This is a genomic window from Bacillus sp. PAMC28748 (genome assembly GCF_014250415.1).
Lineage (GTDB): Bacteria > Bacillota > Bacilli > Bacillales > Bacillaceae > Bacillus > Bacillus licheniformis.
The window spans coordinates 1,578,601-1,595,589 of record NZ_CP060192.1; the positions used below are offsets into that span (position 1 = coordinate 1,578,601).

The following is a 16,989-nucleotide window of genomic DNA, read 5'->3' on the forward strand; positions in this document are numbered from 1 at the left end:
ACAATTGATCATTTCCATCGTGATTTACATGGTAGGGATGCTTTATATTGGGTATTACGCTTACAAACGGACAGCAAACCTCTCAGACTATATGCTTGGCGGACGAACGCTCGGGCCTGCTGTCACGGCGCTCAGCGCCGGCGCATCAGACATGAGCGGCTGGCTTTTGATGGGGCTGCCGGGCGCCATGTTTGCAACAGGCCTGAGCGGTTCGTGGATTGTCATCGGACTCGTACTCGGCGCTTGGGCGAACTGGATATTTGTAGCGCCGCGTCTAAGGTCATACACCGAAGTAGCGGGCAATTCAATCACTATCCCTGCATTTTTAGAAAACCGTTTTCATGACAAATCAAAGATCCTGCGAATATTTTCCGGAGTCGTCATTATTACCTTTTTTACGTTTTATGTATCATCTGGAATGGTTTCCGGGGGCGTTTTATTTAACAGCATATTTAATTTGGATTACCATGCAGGGCTGTGGATCATTTCAGGCGTTGTCGTGGCCTACACGCTTTTCGGCGGGTTTTTGGCAGTCAGCTGGACGGACTTTGTCCAAGGCATCATTATGTTTGTCGCGTTAATTCTTGTTCCGATTGTGACGGTCATTCAGACGGGAGGACCTGGAGAAGCCTTCAGCGAGATCCAGTCGATCGATCCAAACCTCCTCAATATTTTTAAAGGTACGAGCGTCCTCGGCATCATCTCCTTGTTCTCATGGGGCCTCGGCTATTTTGGACAGCCTCATATTATCGTGCGCTTTATGGCGATATCCTCCATCAAGGAAACGAAGAAAGCGCGCCGGATCGGCATGGGTTGGATGATCTTTTCAAGTGCGGGCGCACTGCTGACCGGATTGCTCGGTATTGCGTATTACTCGAAGAACGGGCTTCACTTGGATGATCCGGAGACCATCTTCATTCAATTGGGTAACATCCTGTTTCACCCTCTAATCACAGGATTTTTAATCTCGGCGATTTTGGCAGCGGTTATGAGTACAATTTCCTCCCAGCTGCTTGTGACATCAAGTTCTCTAACTGAAGATTTATACAAAACACTATTTAAGCGCTCTGCATCTGATAAAGAACTCGTCTTTTTCGGACGGCTTTCGGTTTTGGCGGTTTCCATTGTCGGACTCTGTCTCGCCTGGACAAAAAACAATACGATTCTCGGTCTTGTCAGCTATGCTTGGGCGGGTTTCGGAGCGTCGTTCGGCCCCGTGGTCATCTTAAGTTTGTTTTGGAAGAGGATGACAAAATGGGGGGCGCTTGCCGGAATGGTTGCCGGAGCGCTTACCGTCATCATTTGGGCGGAAGCCGGGCTTTCCGATGTTCTTTATGAAATGATTCCGGGCTTTGCCGCCAGCTTGCTGTTTGTGTTTGTCGTCAGTCTATTGACGTCAAAACCGGAGCAGCAGGTGCTTGATGAATTCGAGCAATACAAACAAACGCTGTAACGATGACGGAGATGGGGAACCATTCTCCGTCTCTCTTTTTATAGGCCTTCTCCCCCTTCTAACAGGGGATTGATCCCATTTTTTTAAAAGTCGCATATAAGTCTATACAAGAGTGTAAAGGAGAAGTATGATTAAGTTAAAAACGAGTAGGAGAAAGGATATGGAAGAGCTATTAGAACAAGTTGTTTCTCTTTCAAACATTAATGAGATCATTGACTTTATCAGCGGGGAGCTGAAAAAGCCGGTCATACTGGAAAGCGCAGATTTTTTCTTATTAGCTTACAACTCCTATTATATTAACCATTTTGATGCAGCAAACCAGCAAACGATTTTCTCCAAAAAATGTCCGCTGCCGATCTTTGAAAAGTTCGTCGAAGAAGGCATTATTGATCAATTGAAAACGATTCCGACTCCTTTTCGGGTAAAACAGATTGAAGAAATCGGCTTAAACCAGCGGGTTGTCGTCAGCGCCAAGCATAAAGACGAAATAATGGGCTATATCTGGGTGCAGGAGATTGAAGACAACCTGTCTGATGAAGAGCTTGATTTCTTATATCAAGCTTCCTTTCATGTCGGGAAGATCATTTATAAGAAAAAACGCCTCAAACAAGAAAAAGAAGAACAGGCGGAAGAGCTTTACAAAAAGGCAATTAACGATCAGTTTCAAACGGAAAAAGAGCTGAAGGCCGCCGCCGATAAAGCGAACGTCGTCCTGCCGGCCGTGTTTACCGTCATGGTGCTTCAAGTCGTTGACGGGGAGGATGAACTGCTCGAAGATCTAAAGGAAACGATCCGGTCTTATTTAAACCTGAAAGACAACATCAGTCACGTACTGGAGGATCATTCGAATATCGCAATCATTGTCGGCAGTGTGTCGCGCAAGCGTTCCGCGCTGGCCGCTGCCTCAGAACTGATCAACCGTCTGTTGACCCATCTGCGCTCGCAAATGCTGCCCCTTATTTTGATCGGGGTCGGCAATGAGTACAGCAGCCTGCTCTCCCTCGGCAAAAGCTACAGAGAGGCGCTCCAAGTGACGAAAGCAGCGGAGATCACGGGAAGCCAAGAACACATTCCCTATGAATATCAAAAGCTCGGGCTTTTCAAATATCTTGACCAAATCGCCGCAAAAAACGATCATCTGCAATATGTAAACCCGGACCTTCAGCTGCTGAAAGAAAAAGATAAAGAAAGCCACACCGAATTTTTAAGAACGCTTGAAATCTATCTCGTCAACAATTGCAAGGTCAAGCCATCCGCAGAACAGCTGTTTATCCACCAAAACACGCTCAACTACCGAATTAAACAAATATTGGAAATGACATCGATTGATCTCAATGATTTTAATACAAGATGTCAGTTGTTTATCGATTTAATGCTGATGAAGAAAGCAGGCTACAAATCGTAAACAGAAAAAGAAAAGCCGGTACATGAAGTGCCGGCTTTTAATATGTCCGATAAACGTAAGGATCTTTCGGCTCTTTTATTGCAGACCAATCCTTCACTTTCAGCACGGGAATTGTAGATTTGAAAGGCTGATAGTATTCGGAAGACAGCGTTCCTTTTACATGAAGCCACTGGTCGTCTTTAATATCCATATTTTCAGGGAACTCGACCAGCATGCCATAGACGCCGGAGTCGGCGATGCAATGAATGATGCCGAAGCGGAGGACAAACAGCTGTTTGTCACTGATCGCTTCCCCTTTAAAAGCAAAGCCGTCGAATTCGAGCGTTCGGTCAAGGAATTCTCCCGGATAATGATAGATCGTTTCCATGCCCTTCAAAAAATCATCATCTTTTAATGTAATATGCTGTTTTTCTTTATACTTTTTCAGCGCTTTATTCATCAATTCATCATACCCATCCTGGCCGTAGTAGATGCTTGTGTCGGGGCGCAGGTACTGGGTTTGGGCATAATGCTCCGGCTGTTCGATCGCTTTGAACGAGAAGCCCTTCGACTTGACGATATTGGAATCAAGCGTCGCTGCCGGCAGAAAAAGTCCGGTGCATAAAGGGAAGAAGAACACGAAATAAATGAACATTCTTTGCAGAAAAGGCTTATCTTTTTCATGATCGTGGTCATGGCCGCATCCGCATTCATGGTTACATCCTTTTTCATCCGAGCTTTTCATATAAATGTAGAATTGCACAGCTGTCAAAATGGCCAGAAGAATAATAGCGATGTATGAAAGGTAAGCGTATTTCATATTAATATATTTTGTCAGATTGCCGGATGCATGAAGATGAAAAAAGAAAAACGTAAACAACATTAAAATGAATGTGCGAAACATGTTCTCACCCCTTTACCAACAGTGATCCGGCTAAGACAATAACGGCGATGTAGGGGATTAAGACAAACACAAAGCGCTTTTTGAAGATGCCGAGCATCATCAGCAGATTTTTGATGTCCACCATCGCTCCGAATACGAGAAAGGCGATGAGGGAGCCGAGGGAAAACGTACTGCTGAAAGAAGAAGCGATAAAAGCGTCGACCTCTGAACAAAGGGACAGCACAAATGACAGCCCCATCATAACGAGGGAGGAAGATACATCATTCTGCCCGATCGCCAAAAGAGTCGATGTTTTAATATACGTCTGCATCGCTGCTGCGACAAATGCGCCGATGATCAAATATTTTCCGACTGAGAAAAACTCGTCAACTGCATGGCGGAGCGTCCCGCCGAGCTTTTGCAGGAAAGACTGGCTCTCATGGACATGGTGGTGATGTCCGTGCGTCCCGTTTTCGATCAGCTGATTCCCTTTAAATTGATAAGAGATGATCAGCCCGGCAATGAGAGACACCGCAATCGCCAACCCGCCCCGGTAGAACACGACATCCCATTTGTTTCCGAAAGCGATGAATGTCGAGAATAATACAATCGGATTGATGATCGGGGCCGTCAGCATGAAGGCGACCGCCGCATGAAGCGGCACTCCCTTTAAAAGCAGCCTGCGGGCAATCGGAACGATGCCGCACTCGCAAGCCGGAAACAATACCCCGGCAAATGTTCCTGACAAAACGGCGAGAAATCGGTTTTTCGGAATGATTTTCGCCATCATCTCCTCCGTCACAAACATTTGAATCAAACCTGATATAAAAACCCCGATCAAGACGAACGGAATCGCTTCTATTAATATACTGATAAATATTGAGTTCAGCTGCAGAAAGGATTGTGAAGCCACAAAAAAACCTCCGCGCAAATCCATATTTTTAGTTTCAATCTAGCATTATAACATAAATTGAAAAAAGCGGTTTTGTGTGGCGGGGGTCAGATAATGGGAGGCGCATGAGTAACAGAATCAATACACAGCCTTGAAAGGGAATGTTATGATAAGAATATTCAAAAAATGAAAAGAAGAGGGGAAAGAAAGATGCAGCAGCCTTATGATATGCCGCTTGAACAGCTTTATCAGTATAAACCTGAACGGACGGCACCGGCCGATTTTAAAGAGTTCTGGAAGGGTTCATTGGAGGAATTGGCAAATGAAAAAGCGGGACCGCAGCTTGAACCGCATGAATATCCGGCTGACGGGGTAAAAGTCTACTGGCTTACATACAGAAGCATCGGGGGAGCGCGAATTAAAGGCTGGTACGCAGTACCCGACCGCCAAGGGCCTCATCCTGCGATCGTCAAATACCACGGCTATAACGCAAGCTATGACGGAGACATTCACGATATTGTCAATTGGGCTCTTCACGGCTATGCGGCATTCGGTATGCTGGTCCGCGGACAGAACAGCAGTGAAGATACAGAGATCTCTCATCACGGACATGTACCCGGCTGGATGACAAAAGGAATCCTCGATCCGAAAACATATTACTACAGAGGGGTCTATTTAGATGCCGTACGAGCAGTCGAAGTGGTCAGCGGTTTTGCTGAAGTCGATGAAAAGCGGATCGGGGTGATCGGGGCAAGCCAAGGAGGCGGGCTGGCCGTCGCGGTTTCGGCGCTGTCCGATATTCCAAAAGCAGCCGTGTCCGAATACCCTTATTTAAGCAATTTTCAACGAGCGATCGATACAGCGATCGACCAGCCATATCTCGAAATCAACTCCTTTTTCAGAAGAAACACCAGTCCGGATATTGAGCAGGCGGCCATGCATACCCTGTCTTATTTCGATGTCATGAACCTTGCCCAATTGGTCAAAGCGACCGTACTCATGTCGATCGGACTGGTTGACACCATCACTCCGCCATCCACCGTCTTTGCGGCTTACAATCACTTGGAAACGGATAAAGAAATAAAAGTGTACCGTTATTTTGGACACGAATACATTCCGCCGTTCCAAACCGAAAAGCTGGCGTTTCTGAGAAAGCATCTGAAATAAATAAAAGCGAACACCCGGTGAAGCCGGGTTTTTTTATGTCTTGATTTAAGAATATATCGTATTATAAGATATAATTAGAGAGGGTGATGAAAGTGAATACGGAACAAACCATAGAAGTGATGAATCAGAACTGGACGGATATTTACTACCATCTGCACATGAAACATGATGATCAATTGTCTCACCAAGCGGTTCGGATGCTTCAGCATATCGAAAAAAACCGCTTTGTGACCATTGGCCATTTAGCAAGATTGTTGGATGTCTCTCATAATACGGCATCAGAACATGTGAAAAGACTAATACAAAAAGGGCTTGTACAGAAAAACAGGGACAGCAGCGATGAACGCAAAGTCTACGTCACGTTAACGCCTGAAGGTGAAGAAGCAGTGAAACGGCATACGAGACTTAATCCGAAAAAACTGCAAAAGGTGCTGGAGCAATTAAATGAGGAAGAAGTCGAAATGGTTAAAACAGCATTTTCCTTGTTAAGCCGGGAGGCAAAATCATGTTTTTAATAGTAAAAATCGGGGTTTCTGCAATATTGATTGCCATTATAACCGAGATTGCACGAAAATCGCCTGAAATGGGCGGAATGATTGCGGCTTTGCCGCTTGTCAGTCTGCTGAGTTTATTTTGGCTGAGTGTACAAGGGGAATCTTTAAAGCATTTAAGCCAATTTGCGAAAGGCGTGCTATGGGGGTTTCCAGCCACAGCGGTTCTTCTTTTGATCGTGGTTTTGAGTTTAAAAGCATCATTCCCGGTTATCATTTCTGTTGTATTTGGAATATGCGGATGGGGCGGGTGTTTAATGCTGCAAAAGGCTCTCATCCATGCAATATTCGGGTGAAAGGCGGGTTGTCCTTTGGTATAAGGAGCTGCCTGTGCTGCCGCACAAGCAGCCTAAGAAGGTCCGGCGGGGGGATGGAACGGAATAACATTCCGGTCCGAGTCTACCACGTATAAAGCCTGGAGTAGTAAATCATCCTCGCCGGAAAAGGAGCGTCCCGGTATGCTCCGTCCGGCGGGATGGATGTCGACAGAAATCGGAAATAATTGCTCCCGAGTATTTTTAAGTTTATCGGATAAGTCTGGACGGTTTCAGGAGCGAGTTCGTAGGAGAATGCTTGAGCTTTAGTTTGACTGATCATGAACTCTTGATATTCTCCATTTTGAAAGTAATATAAATAGCCCTTTAAACGATGCGCTTCCTGGTTGACCAAAGAGATATACAGACCTTCTCGGCCGGATTTTTCAACGGGGTTTCCTGCTTTGTCAGACAGGTAAATCAATCCCGTTTGAGATGCGCTTCCGCTGTATATTTGACAGTTAACGGGTTCAATATAAGCAGGGTGTGCCGGCAGCCGGTCAGGATGCGGAGCATGTGAAATCAATTCAAAATAGTAGGGCGCTACATAGTCGGCATCCCGATTCCATTTGCAATCGCACTCAGCCTTTGGATCGAACATGAAGGTCTGGGTGATGATATAAACGATATGTCTGCCCGCGGGCACATGCTGGAGCCTGATGTTGATTTCCTTGGACGAATGAGCGGGAACGATGAATGGAAAGGTTTGCGAGGGCCGGTCATTTCCTTCAAAGAAGACGGATATATGAATTCGGTCTTCCTCATTCGCATGGTTGCAGTAGACGTATGAGGCTTGGAAATGGCCAGATGAATCGGTTTGATAGCTTACTTTGTTTCTGTCGATCGTATAAAGGTTTTCTGCGTGAAAATGAGTTGATCTGAGGAAATGAATAATACCGCCTCCGTTTCACAGTATAGTAAGCCGCCGGAGTACCCGGCAGCTTCATATTATTTTTTGATATAAACCTCTGTCCGCTTTTCCAGGAAATCCTGGAGCAAAGCGATCCCCGAGCAAATGGCCCAGTAAATCAAGGCAACTAAAATGTACATCGTCATATAGTCGAATTCCCGTCCGCCGACGATTTTTGCCTGCTGAAACAATTCAGGCACGGTGATCATGGCGGCCAGGGAAGACGCTTTAACGAGATCAAGCATCACGTTCGCAAGAGGCGGGAGCGCAATCCTAACCGATTGAGGGACAATCACGTGGCGCATCGTCTGCCAGTAGGAGAATCCGACCGATTTTGCAGCGTCCCACTGCCCTCTGTCAACGGACGACAGGGCCGAGCGGATAATCTCGGCAATGTATGCGGCGCTGTTGATGCTGAAGCCGATTAAGGCAGCAGCCAAAGCCGTAAATTGGATTCCGATATAAGGAAAACCGAAATAAAGGATAAATAGTATGACAAGGATCGGAACGCCTCTCATAAACGAGATATAGATTCTTGCCGGCCAACGAAGCAAAGCGAGCCCGGACATGCGCCCAAGCGCGATGAAAAAACCGAGAATTAAACCGGCAAACATGCTCGCAAAAGAAATGAAAAGCGTATTCCATATGCCTTGCATCACATAAGGAAACGATTTCGCAGCCAATTCTGCATTAAAAATATACTCCCATTGAATAGAGCCCAATTTAAATCCCTCTATTTATTCACATCGACATCGATATAGTCGATATCCTGCTTTTTCGAAACATCGGCACCGCCGAAAAACTTTTTCGAAATCTTTTTGATTGTGCCGTCCTTCAGCATTTCATCAATCGTTTTGTCGAATTGTTTTTTAAGTTCAGTGTTTCCTTTTTTCATGATCATGCCTTGCTGATGCGGATAGTATTTAAGATCGGGATGAATTGTCAGATCCAGATCAGGCATTGCGGCGAGCGCGAGCTTTTGAAGGTAGTAGTCGTTTAAGATGACGTCGGTTCTTCCATTCGCTACATCCTTTAAAAATTGATCATTTGTCGCGTTGTCGTAAATGACTTCCTCTGCTCCGTATTTGCGTGCGATATCCATGTAAACTGTCGTAGCTGCACCAGCGGCTTTCTTTCCTTTTAAGTCCTCAAGCGTGTGGATGCCTGATAAGTCTTTTTTGCGGACGATAGCCGTTCCGAATGAATATTTATAAGGCGTAGAGAACAAAAACTTTTCTTTGCGGTCGTCTGTCATCGTAATATCGTTGGCGGCAGCGTCTACTTGTCCGCTCCCCACCGCAGTCAGCATGCCGTCAAAGCCCATTTCTTTAAATTCGACATCCAGGTCGAGCCGTTCAGCCGCTTCACGGATGACTTCAACTTCGTAGCCGGTCAGCTTGTCCTTGCCGGAATCAGTGTCATGATATGAAGTGGGGTAAAGGGTTCCTGAAGTCGCTACCACGATCTTCCCTTTTTCCTTTATCTCATCCCAGGCCGTTTTTTTGTTTTCAGCCTTATTTTGAGCTGTGCTGCATGCAGCTGTTATAAGAGCAAGCGCCAACACAGTTATCAACAATGTAATGCGCTTATACGTATGCAATTTATTCACTTAAAACAATCCTCCTATTCCTTTAGTCAAGTAAACCATAGCACTGAAGTAGGGATTAGGCAATAAGATAATTAGTATTGGGAAAAAATAAAATGATTGATTGTGCAACCTGCTTTACTTTTTAAGGTGAAAGATGGAATCATAAAGGTATTGGCAAATTGAAACATAAGGAGGATAAGAAAGATGAAAAATATTTTAATCATCAACGGGCATGAAGCCTATCCCCATGCAAGAGGACAGCTCAATCACACTATTTTTACAGCGATGGCGGACAAGCTGAGCGAAAAATATGAAGTGAAAAAAACAGTGGTGGCAGACGGCTATCAAATCCCGGAGGAACACGAGAAATTCAAGTGGGCTGATGCCGTTATTTATCAGACGCCTGTTTACTGGTTCAGCGTTCCTGCTTTATTTAAAAAATATATTGATGAAATTTATGAGTACGGGCTTTTTTATCAAGGGTCTGAAGACTACGGAAGAGGCGGACTGTTTACCGATAAAAAGTATATGTTTTCAACCACATGGAACGCGCCGAAGGATGTATTCTCCAAGGCGGGGACATTCTTCGAAGGTAAAAGCCTTGATGAAGCGCTGTTTCATTTGCACAAAATGCAGGAATTCATCGGCATGAAGCCTTTAAAAACATTCTCTGTCCATGATGTAATCAGCAATCCGCAAGTGGATCAATATTTAGCTGATCTGGACGCCCATTTAAAAGAAGTATTTTCGATTTAAGTAAAGAGGTTTGTGCACAAGCGCAGACCTCTTTTTTTCGTTACCCTCCAAGAAAACGTGATACAGTTGAGTAAAAGCAAAGCAGGGGGTGTCCGCATGTTTTTAAAAAAGCTGACTTTACTTCGGGAAGGAGTTCCTTCTTATGCAAAATATCCATTTTCAATTCCTGCTATTCAACATTTAAAAGAACTGACGTTTCAAAAAAACGTAACATTTTTTGTCGGGGAAAACGGATCGGGCAAATCGACGCTGCTTGAAGCAATCGCAGATAAATGCGAATTTAACACAGCCGGCGGGGGAAGAAATAACACATATGAAGTGTACGGCTCCGGATCGGCTCTTGGAGACTATATCAGATTGTCGTGGCTTCCCAAAGTAACAAACGGCTTTTTTCTGCGCGCTGAATCTTTCTATCATTTTGCCACTCATATTGATGAAGTGGATATCACGGGATTTCGAAGCTACGGAGGCAGATCTCTTCACGAGCAGTCGCACGGCGAATCTTTTTTATCGCTTTTCAAGCATCGTTTTAAAGAAAAGGGGATTTATCTTCTAGATGAGCCTGAAGCGGCCTTATCTCCGGCAAGACAGCTGGCATTCTTGAAAATCATTCATGATTTGACGAAATCCAGCCAGGCTCAGTTTATCATCGCTTCCCACTCCCCCATTTTATTAGGGTATCCGGAAGCCGAAATCTTTAGTTTTGATGGTGAACAAATCGCTGAAGTGAACTATGAGGATACGGATCATTACACTTTAACCAAGTATTTTCTTCAGCACCGGGAAAAGCTTTTGGCGGAGCTGTTTTTAGATGACGTTTGATCTGAAACGCGTTTCATAGGATATGATAAGGAGCATCCGGATCAAAATATGAAACAGGAGTTGAGCTATATGATTCATCAGCGACTACGCCCATTTCCAGATCATTTCCTATGGGGATCAGCATCTGCAGCCTACCAGATCGAAGGAGCCTGGAATGAAGACGGCAAGGGGCTTTCGGTTTGGGATGTGTTCACAAAGATTCCCGGAAAAACGTTTAAAGGAAGCAATGGAGACATTGCGGTCGACCATTACCACCGTTTTAAAGAAGATGTTGCTTTAATGGCTGAGATGGGGTTAAAAGCATACCGCTTTTCAGTCAGCTGGCCGAGGATTTTTCCGCAGGGCAGGGGAGAAGCCAATGAAGCGGGTTTGAGATTTTACGATGACTTGATTAATGAGCTCCTTGCTCATGATATTGAACCTGTTTTGACGCTTTATCATTGGGATCTTCCCCAGGCTTTAATGGATGAATACGGCGGCTTTGAATCCAGAAGAATTATAGAGGATTTCAATGCGTATTGCGTTACGCTCTATAAGCGGTATGGAGGCAGGGTTAAATATTGGGTGTCCCTTAACGAGCAAAATTACAACTTTAATCACGGCTTTATCACAGCGATGCATCCCCCGGGTGTGAAGGATAGAAAACGCTTCTATGAGGCTAACCATATTGCATTTCTAGCGAATGCAAAGGCAATCGATTCTTTTCGCCGGTATGTTCCCGATGGAAAAATCGGACCGAGTTTTGCTTATTCGCCTGCATATCCCCTCTCCAGCCGTCCGGATGATATCCTCGCCTTCGAGAATGCCGAGGAATTTACAAACTATTGGTGGCTTGATATGTACTGCCGGGGAACATATCCGGACATCCCTTTAAAGTATCTGAAGGAAAAAGGCTGGGCGCCGACAATTGAAGATGGGGATATGGAGCTTTTAGCAAAAGGAAAACCCGATTTTGTCGGTGTGAATTATTATCAAACCATCACATATGAAATGAATCCTCTTGACGGGGTATCGGAAGGAAAGATGAATACGACCGGCCAAAAGGGAAGCAATCAGGAAACAGGCATGCCGGGTTTATACAAAACAAAAAGGAACCCTCATCTTGAGACATCGAATTGGGATTGGGCCATTGACCCGATCGGTCTAAGAATCGGACTTCGCAGGATTTCCAGCCGCTATGGGCTTCCGCTTTTCATAACGGAAAACGGGCTGGGGGAATTCGATAAGGTTGAAAATGACGGCACGATTCATGATGACTACAGAATTGCCTACTTGCGTGCGCACCTTGAACAATGCAGACAGGCTTTAAACGACGGAGTCGATTTAATCGGCTACTGCAGCTGGTCATTTACAGATTTATTGAGCTGGCTGAACGGCTACCAGAAAAGATACGGTTTCGTTTATATTAACCGTGATGAAGAGAATGTAAAGGACTTGAAGAGAATTAAAAAAGACAGCTTTTACTGGTACCAAAACGTCATTCAGACAAACGGGGAAGAGCTTTAGGAGGGGCGCCGGATGAAACCGGCGCCTTTATCCGTTGTTCAAGCCTGTTTAAAATCGAGAAGATAGGTGATCTGTGCAGTGCCGCTGTGATCAGGCATTATTGTATAGCATGTCAGCTGATAGGCGCCTTGCGGAATATCGCATGTCAATTTCTTGGATAGGACGCTTGCAATTTCTACCCCGTCATAAAGCACTTCGAAAGGAACGGTGACGCGCCTGTTGAAGGAGGGCACCTGTTTTTGGGCATTCAAACGGACTTCTACTGAAGATGCCGTGTTTTCGAGAGCTTCAAACGAGACCGCGTGCTCTCCCGTTGTATATCCTCTTTTAATATCCTCGTCTGTCCAATCCATAACGGGCGGCTTTCCGCCTTTCTGATAAACGGTAAACTGATGGTATGACATCGTCATTTCTTGTGCTTCCCACTTTTTGATCAAAGACCGTACCCCCAGTGTTAATTAATCTTGAAAAGTACTTTCGTCCCGTCCGGATAATCGCTTACCTGATTGCCCACCCAAGATCCTGCTCCACGGTTATCAGACGGGCTGATATACTCGACAGAAGCACCTGTTCCGCCTTCTTCGCACATGGCCATCGGCCACTCGTCGCGGTCATAGCCTGATTTGGAAGGAACATCTTTCAATGAATCCTTTCGGCGTTCGTCGGCTCCGTCCCTGTCGATCGTACAGATTTCGGAGTGCCCTTTTTTGATAGCCTTTCGAATGTGTGCGCCTGTTTCAGGATAGCGGTCCGAAGGAAAAATCAGCACTTCATCGTAGTTTGAGCCGTTTTGCCGGCCCGAAGGCTGGTGTTCTGAAGTGAAAAAGTCGCCAGATACAATACCGATGATCACGACGGCGACGGCGAGCAAGGTGATCAGCAAAGATTTAATCTTGTCCATTCTTGTTGTCCTGCTTTCTTATGTTAAATCATTCGGCCGCAGTGGACCGGAAGTAAATACAACTTTATTATCGTAAAAATGATTTGAGAAATAAAGGGGAGATTAATAAGTTTTTCCTCTTGAAATGCTGAGTTTCCGTCTATCAAATCGCTTTTTTTAAAATTTTGCCGGTCGTTTAGAAAGTTTTAGAGGTTCAAAATTTAAATTTTTCATATGAAAGAAAAACTTTCAGAGCCCCCTTTATCAAGCCTTTCTGCGCGAATGATATGAAATACAAGACAGAAAAGGAGCTGATCGAGTTGCTTCGCAAGCTATTGAAGGCACTTCAAAACGGCAAAAACCGACGATACAGCAGCAGCGATTACGGACGGAAATCATACAAAAAGTACAGCAGCAGCGATTATAAAAGAAAAGGGTACGGTCATCGCCATTACAAAAGAAAGCACAAGAAATTTTTCGGCAGCAGCTAAATCACGTGAAAACATTGATAAGATGGCTGTTTGACCGCCCGCTCAAAAAAGGAACCGTCTTGGAGGGGAGATATCGAATCAACCGTGTGCTCGGGATGGGCAGCTACGGCATCACATATCTTGCCGAAGAACTTGGAAGATCCGGTTTCCGCGTCATCAAGCAGCAGAGAAAAACAAAAGCATGGACATCAGCCGGCCGGCGGTCTTTCAACCGCGAGGCTGAAATTTTGCGGGAATTGGATCTGCCTGCCGCGCCCCGTCTATATGAGGTGCTTCGAGCGGCCGGCGAGCGGTTTATCGTAATGGAGTATATTGAAGGAAAAACGTTTGAAGATTTGCTCTTTTATGATGGGCGTGTCTTTGATGAACAGCAAACGATCAGCATATTGAAGGAGGTGCTTCACAGCGTTTCACTTCTTCACAGCCGGGGGATTATTCACCGGGACTTGAGGATCCCAAATTTGATTGTGAATCGAGGAACGATCCGCATCATAGATTTCGGACTGGCATGCCGCCTGACTGAGAGAGAACGCGTTGATAACCGGCACCCGGAAAAAAAGCTGATGCGTGCAGTTTCAGTCAAAAGTGACTTTTATGCGTTAGGGCATTTTGCATTGTTTCTCCTGTACTCCGGTTTTACCCCGTCCGACGAGGAAGAAAAATGCTGGGAAGAAGAGCTCAGCATATCGTCTGGGCTTAAATCTGTTCTGCGGAAGATGCTGCAGATTGATCTCCCGTATGAGCGTGCAGAAGACATTATCGGCGATTTGATTTCCTGTACGGCGGAAAAGAAGAAGCTGCCGTTTTAACGGCAGCCCTTTTTCCCTGCTATTTCATTTTGACTTCACCGATGAGCTGATGCAAATCTTCAGCCAGTTTGGAGAGTTCATTTGCAGAGGCGGTGACTTCTTCCATAGCCGCAAACTGCTCTTCTGTCAGACCTGCGACTTGTTGTGAATAATCAGATGTTTCCTGAACTTCTTTTGAGATTGCTGTAAATGATGTTGTGATGTTTTGAATGCTTTGCGATATATGCCGGGCGTCGGAAGACAAGTCGGAAATTCTTACGCTGAACTCTTCCATTAAGCCGTCAATAGATTCAAATGTCCTTTTGTTCTTTTCGATCATTTTGACGCCGTTGACCGCTTCCGTTTTCACTGTCATGATTGAATCGGTTGTGGTTGCGATTTCTGATTGAATCCCTGAAATGAGGTGGGAGATCTGATTGGCTGATTGCTGCGACTGTTCGGCAAGACGGCGAACTTCTTCCGCAACGACGGCGAATCCTTTTCCGTGTTCTCCTGCTCTTGCAGCTTCTATTGAAGCGTTCAAAGCGAGCAGGTTGGTTTGATCGGCAATCTCCGTGATCGCTTTTGAAATGCTGCCGATTTCATATGATCTTGTATTTTAAGCATTTCAATGATTTCTCCGCTTTGATGGACCGATTGATGCATCGTGTGAATTTGCCGCATCGTTTCGGAGATATCTTTTGCCCCCTGTTTTGCTTTTTTGCGGGCGTATTGGCTCTTTTCATTCAGGATCGCAGCGTTTTCTGATATGTTTTGAATATCGGCGGAAACTTGTTCAACGGCTTGTTTGCTGCCTGCTATCCCCGATGTCTGCATTTCCGATGAACTTGCGATATGCTGGACGGCTTCGGTGATTTTCTCAGAAGCGAGGCTTGTTTCTTCAGCTCCAGATGTCAGCTGATCAGAAGCGGCAGCTACACTGTGCGACGACTGTGAAATTTTTTGCATCAGCCGGTTTAGGCTGTCATTCATTTGATTGAAATGATGTGACAAGTCGCCCAGTTCATCTGTCGAATCATCCTGGATCTCGGTTGTCAAATTGCCGCTGCCCGCCTGTTCAAAAGCATGAGTCAGCATTCTGAGCCTTCCGCCTATCCTTTTGGTGAAAATGAGGACAAGCAAAATGGAGATGATGATTGAAGCAGTCAGAACGATAGCAAAAATTTTCAGGAACGATTGAAGAGTGCTTGTGATCATATCCTGGTCGGCCCCTGTATAAAAGATGCCGATAACTTCACCGCTCTTGTCTTTGATCGGCATATATGCCGTTTGATATGTTTTTCCCGCTACATCTGCTTTTCCATAAAAGTTTTTTCCTTCTTTTAAAACCGCATTTGCTACCTCCGAAGACACTTTCGTTCCGACAGCGCGTTTTCCGTCTACCGTCACATTTGTAGATACGCGCGTGTCATATTGAAAGATGGTGACAGTGTCTTTCGTATCATTGCCGATTTGGTCGACGAGTTCTTCATTTCCGTTGATAAGGGTCGAACCTTTGTAGAGCCTGTCTTCTTTGACTTCCCAATCACCTTCAAGAGATTCATTCAAATAACGGTAGCTCAATTTCAAATCGCTTTTGGCTTTCTCTGTCGCCATCTGTTCTAACTCTTTTGAAAGCTCTTTGATAATGAAAATCCCGAGTGCTGACGAAAAGATCAGAATAACGGCTAACACGAGAAGATTAATTTTCGTCCCCAATTTCAGCTTAAATCGCTTTCATGTTTCACCTGTATACAATATCGGTTAAAACGGAGGCGTGTTGACAAAATGAAAAAGAAAACCCCGCTTGTGAAAACGGGGTTTTGGACAATCTGAAAGCCTAAAGTTCCTCTGCTTTTTCGGCTTTTCCTGTTTCATACTGTTTTTGTTTATTTGCGATGTAGCTTCTTGCCTCTTGATGCATGCGATGTTTCATTTTATAGACTTCACTGTTTTGATAGATATGTGAATTGTAGTTTAACGGAGACGCGTTTTTCCCTTTTCCTGTTGCGTCGATTAAGGCGGAATAGTCGGTCTGGATCATTTGCTGAATATGTTCAGAGGCCGAGTATTCTCTTTTGAGCAGTCCATCAAGATCTTCGACAGCCTTGATTGTGTCTTTTCTGTTTTGGTTTGCAGCGTCAAGCTGCTGTTTGATTTCATCGGATGAGAACGGCTGTAGCGATATTAAATCATCTATCTGTCCTAAAATATTCGACAGCTCTTGCTGCTGTGCGGAGACCATGTTTTGAGAGTGAATGTGGACATTTGCAAGCTCCTGTTCAAGAAATTGAACATCAACGAACGTATCCTCTGAAAGTCCGGCATTTTCGGCAGCAGAAGATACACCATTCAGAAACTGAATCTGCATATCGGTTAAATCCAGCCAGCCGTCTACGACTCCTGATAGGTCTCTGTAAAACGCTTTAATGGCATCGGCGCCTTTTCCTTGAAACTCATCAAGTTCTGCGACGCTGTTTAACGCTTTTTTTAAGCTGACGAGCTGTTCTCTCAAATTTTTATATTCATCAGATCTTTGCTTCATAGCTGAAATTAGGGTTTCCGCTTCGTAGACTTTCATTGGAAATCTGCCCTTCCTGCGAC

Annotated in this window: 18 protein-coding genes and 1 pseudogene; 10 read left to right on the forward strand and 9 right to left on the reverse strand. The window is 45.0% G+C overall.

All coding sequences use genetic code 11. The features are described 5' to 3' along the window. The first annotated feature begins 37 nt into the window (after nucleotides 1-37). Both putP and H7F26_RS08105 read left to right on the forward strand, forming a co-directional pair. Entirely contained in the window at nucleotides 38-1,453 is a 1,416-nt protein-coding gene (gene putP / locus H7F26_RS08100; protein WP_228767668.1) for a sodium/proline symporter PutP, read from the forward strand. Nucleotides 1,454-1,613: 160 nt separating this feature from the next. Then, nucleotides 1,614-2,858: a PucR family transcriptional regulator gene (locus H7F26_RS08105; protein WP_003178760.1), complete on the forward strand. Its 1,245-nt coding sequence runs from the start codon at nucleotides 1,614-1,616 to the stop codon at nucleotides 2,856-2,858. A gap of 37 nt (nucleotides 2,859-2,895) precedes the next feature. On the opposite strand, the gene H7F26_RS08110 is transcribed toward H7F26_RS08105, so the two are convergent. Then, on the reverse strand, nucleotides 2,896-3,741 hold the full coding sequence (locus H7F26_RS08110; RefSeq protein WP_003178762.1) for a TIGR03943 family putative permease subunit: 846 nt from the start codon (nucleotides 3,739-3,741) through the stop codon (nucleotides 2,896-2,898). Between the two features lie 4 nt (nucleotides 3,742-3,745). Then, the gene (locus H7F26_RS08115; RefSeq protein ID WP_003178764.1) at nucleotides 3,746-4,657 is read right to left on the reverse strand and encodes a permease; all 912 of its coding nucleotides are present in this window, start codon (nucleotides 4,655-4,657) and stop codon (nucleotides 3,746-3,748) included. Between the two features lie 165 nt (nucleotides 4,658-4,822). Between H7F26_RS08115 and H7F26_RS08120 the strand changes: the two genes are divergently transcribed. The 3 genes from H7F26_RS08120 (at nucleotide 4,823) to H7F26_RS08130 (ending at nucleotide 6,626) form a co-directional block, all read left to right on the forward strand. Next, complete coding sequence (locus tag H7F26_RS08120) at nucleotides 4,823-5,779, forward strand: acetylxylan esterase (protein ID WP_003178789.1); 957 nt, start codon at nucleotides 4,823-4,825, stop codon at nucleotides 5,777-5,779. Between the two features lie 86 nt (nucleotides 5,780-5,865). Then, nucleotides 5,866-6,294 carry a MarR family winged helix-turn-helix transcriptional regulator gene (locus H7F26_RS08125; RefSeq protein WP_003178790.1) on the forward strand — a complete coding sequence of 143 codons (429 nt, stop codon included), beginning with the start codon at nucleotides 5,866-5,868 and terminating at the stop codon, nucleotides 6,292-6,294. Next, nucleotides 6,285-6,626, forward strand: coding sequence for a DUF3147 family protein (locus H7F26_RS08130; RefSeq protein ID WP_003178792.1), 342 nt, complete (start codon nucleotides 6,285-6,287; stop codon nucleotides 6,624-6,626). Before H7F26_RS08125 ends, H7F26_RS08130 begins: the two co-directional genes overlap by 10 nt. Before the next feature lie 103 nt (nucleotides 6,627-6,729). On the opposite strand, the gene H7F26_RS08135 is transcribed toward H7F26_RS08130, so the two are convergent. The 3 genes from H7F26_RS08135 to H7F26_RS08145 form a co-directional block, all read right to left on the reverse strand. Further along, nucleotides 6,730-7,290 (reverse strand): hypothetical protein, encoded by a 561-nt coding sequence (locus H7F26_RS08135; protein ID WP_003178794.1) that lies wholly within the window; start codon nucleotides 7,288-7,290, stop codon nucleotides 6,730-6,732. A 302-nt stretch (nucleotides 7,291-7,592) separates the two neighbouring features. Beyond that, the gene (locus H7F26_RS08140) at nucleotides 7,593-8,276 is read right to left on the reverse strand and encodes an amino acid ABC transporter permease (RefSeq protein ID WP_003178799.1); all 684 of its coding nucleotides are present in this window, start codon (nucleotides 8,274-8,276) and stop codon (nucleotides 7,593-7,595) included. A gap of 11 nt (nucleotides 8,277-8,287) precedes the next feature. After that, the gene (locus H7F26_RS08145) at nucleotides 8,288-9,163 is read right to left on the reverse strand and encodes a transporter substrate-binding domain-containing protein (RefSeq protein ID WP_003178801.1); all 876 of its coding nucleotides are present in this window, start codon (nucleotides 9,161-9,163) and stop codon (nucleotides 8,288-8,290) included. A 183-nt stretch (nucleotides 9,164-9,346) separates the two neighbouring features. On the opposite strand from H7F26_RS08145, the gene H7F26_RS08150 reads away from it, so the two are divergent. The 3 genes from H7F26_RS08150 (at nucleotide 9,347) to H7F26_RS08160 (ending at nucleotide 12,226) form a co-directional block, all read left to right on the forward strand. Continuing rightward, complete coding sequence (locus tag H7F26_RS08150; RefSeq protein WP_003178803.1) at nucleotides 9,347-9,898, forward strand: NAD(P)H-dependent oxidoreductase; 552 nt, start codon at nucleotides 9,347-9,349, stop codon at nucleotides 9,896-9,898. Nucleotides 9,899-9,994: 96 nt separating this feature from the next. Next, nucleotides 9,995-10,720, forward strand: coding sequence for an AAA family ATPase (locus H7F26_RS08155; protein ID WP_003178804.1), 726 nt, complete (start codon nucleotides 9,995-9,997; stop codon nucleotides 10,718-10,720). Between the two features lie 69 nt (nucleotides 10,721-10,789). Continuing rightward, the gene (locus H7F26_RS08160) at nucleotides 10,790-12,226 is read left to right on the forward strand and encodes a glycoside hydrolase family 1 protein (RefSeq protein ID WP_003178806.1); all 1,437 of its coding nucleotides are present in this window, start codon (nucleotides 10,790-10,792) and stop codon (nucleotides 12,224-12,226) included. Nucleotides 12,227-12,264: 38 nt separating this feature from the next. On the opposite strand, the gene H7F26_RS08165 is transcribed toward H7F26_RS08160, so the two are convergent. Both H7F26_RS08165 and H7F26_RS08170 read right to left on the reverse strand, forming a co-directional pair. After that, nucleotides 12,265-12,663 (reverse strand): competence protein ComJ, encoded by a 399-nt coding sequence (locus H7F26_RS08165; protein WP_003178808.1) that lies wholly within the window; start codon nucleotides 12,661-12,663, stop codon nucleotides 12,265-12,267. Nucleotides 12,664-12,680: 17 nt separating this feature from the next. After that, nucleotides 12,681-13,127, reverse strand: a complete 447-nt coding sequence (locus H7F26_RS08170) for a NucA/NucB deoxyribonuclease domain-containing protein (protein WP_003178810.1) — start codon at nucleotides 13,125-13,127, stop codon at nucleotides 12,681-12,683. 266 nt (nucleotides 13,128-13,393) lie between these two features. Here H7F26_RS08170 and H7F26_RS08175 point away from each other — a divergent pair, with 266 nt between their 5' ends. Both H7F26_RS08175 and H7F26_RS08180 read left to right on the forward strand, forming a co-directional pair. Beyond that, nucleotides 13,394-13,597 carry a hypothetical protein gene (locus tag H7F26_RS08175; protein WP_003178812.1) on the forward strand — a complete coding sequence of 68 codons (204 nt, stop codon included), beginning with the start codon at nucleotides 13,394-13,396 and terminating at the stop codon, nucleotides 13,595-13,597. Nucleotides 13,598-13,602: 5 nt separating this feature from the next. Further along, nucleotides 13,603-14,406 carry a serine/threonine protein kinase gene (locus tag H7F26_RS08180; RefSeq protein WP_017473997.1) on the forward strand — a complete coding sequence of 268 codons (804 nt, stop codon included), beginning with the start codon at nucleotides 13,603-13,605 and terminating at the stop codon, nucleotides 14,404-14,406. Nucleotides 14,407-14,425: 19 nt separating this feature from the next. Here H7F26_RS08180 and H7F26_RS08185 read toward each other — a convergent pair. Further along, nucleotides 14,426-16,035, reverse strand: a pseudogene (locus H7F26_RS08185) (methyl-accepting chemotaxis protein). Between the two features lie 190 nt (nucleotides 16,036-16,225). Further along, nucleotides 16,226-16,966 carry a ribonuclease YeeF family protein gene (locus H7F26_RS08190; RefSeq protein ID WP_003178817.1) on the reverse strand — a complete coding sequence of 247 codons (741 nt, stop codon included), beginning with the start codon at nucleotides 16,964-16,966 and terminating at the stop codon, nucleotides 16,226-16,228. Between the last annotated feature and the right edge of the window lie 23 nt (nucleotides 16,967-16,989).

Bases quoted from the DNA above. Each gene is read 5' to 3' on its own strand.
- putP (WP_228767668.1), top strand. From the start codon at position 38: ATGCTTTATATTGGGTATTACGCTTACAAACGGACAGCAAACCTCTCA.
- H7F26_RS08105 (WP_003178760.1), top strand. From the start codon at position 1,614: ATGGAAGAGCTATTAGAACAAGTTGTTTCTCTTTCAAACATTAATGAG.
- H7F26_RS08110 (WP_003178762.1), bottom strand. From the start codon at position 3,741: ATGTTTCGCACATTCATTTTAATGTTGTTTACGTTTTTCTTTTTTCAT.
- H7F26_RS08115 (WP_003178764.1), bottom strand. From the start codon at position 4,657: ATGGATTTGCGCGGAGGTTTTTTTGTGGCTTCACAATCCTTTCTGCAG.
- H7F26_RS08120 (WP_003178789.1), top strand. From the start codon at position 4,823: ATGCAGCAGCCTTATGATATGCCGCTTGAACAGCTTTATCAGTATAAA.
- H7F26_RS08125 (WP_003178790.1), top strand. From the start codon at position 5,866: ATGAAAGTGAATACGGAACAAACCATAGAAGTGATGAATCAGAACTGG.
- H7F26_RS08130 (WP_003178792.1), top strand. From the start codon at position 6,285: ATGTTTTTAATAGTAAAAATCGGGGTTTCTGCAATATTGATTGCCATT.
- H7F26_RS08150 (WP_003178803.1), top strand. From the start codon at position 9,347: ATGAAAAATATTTTAATCATCAACGGGCATGAAGCCTATCCCCATGCA.
- H7F26_RS08155 (WP_003178804.1), top strand. From the start codon at position 9,995: ATGTTTTTAAAAAAGCTGACTTTACTTCGGGAAGGAGTTCCTTCTTAT.
- H7F26_RS08160 (WP_003178806.1), top strand. From the start codon at position 10,790: ATGATTCATCAGCGACTACGCCCATTTCCAGATCATTTCCTATGGGGA.
- H7F26_RS08170 (WP_003178810.1), bottom strand. From the start codon at position 13,127: ATGGACAAGATTAAATCTTTGCTGATCACCTTGCTCGCCGTCGCCGTC.
- H7F26_RS08175 (WP_003178812.1), top strand. From the start codon at position 13,394: ATGAAATACAAGACAGAAAAGGAGCTGATCGAGTTGCTTCGCAAGCTA.
- H7F26_RS08190 (WP_003178817.1), bottom strand. From the start codon at position 16,966: ATGAAAGTCTACGAAGCGGAAACCCTAATTTCAGCTATGAAGCAAAGA.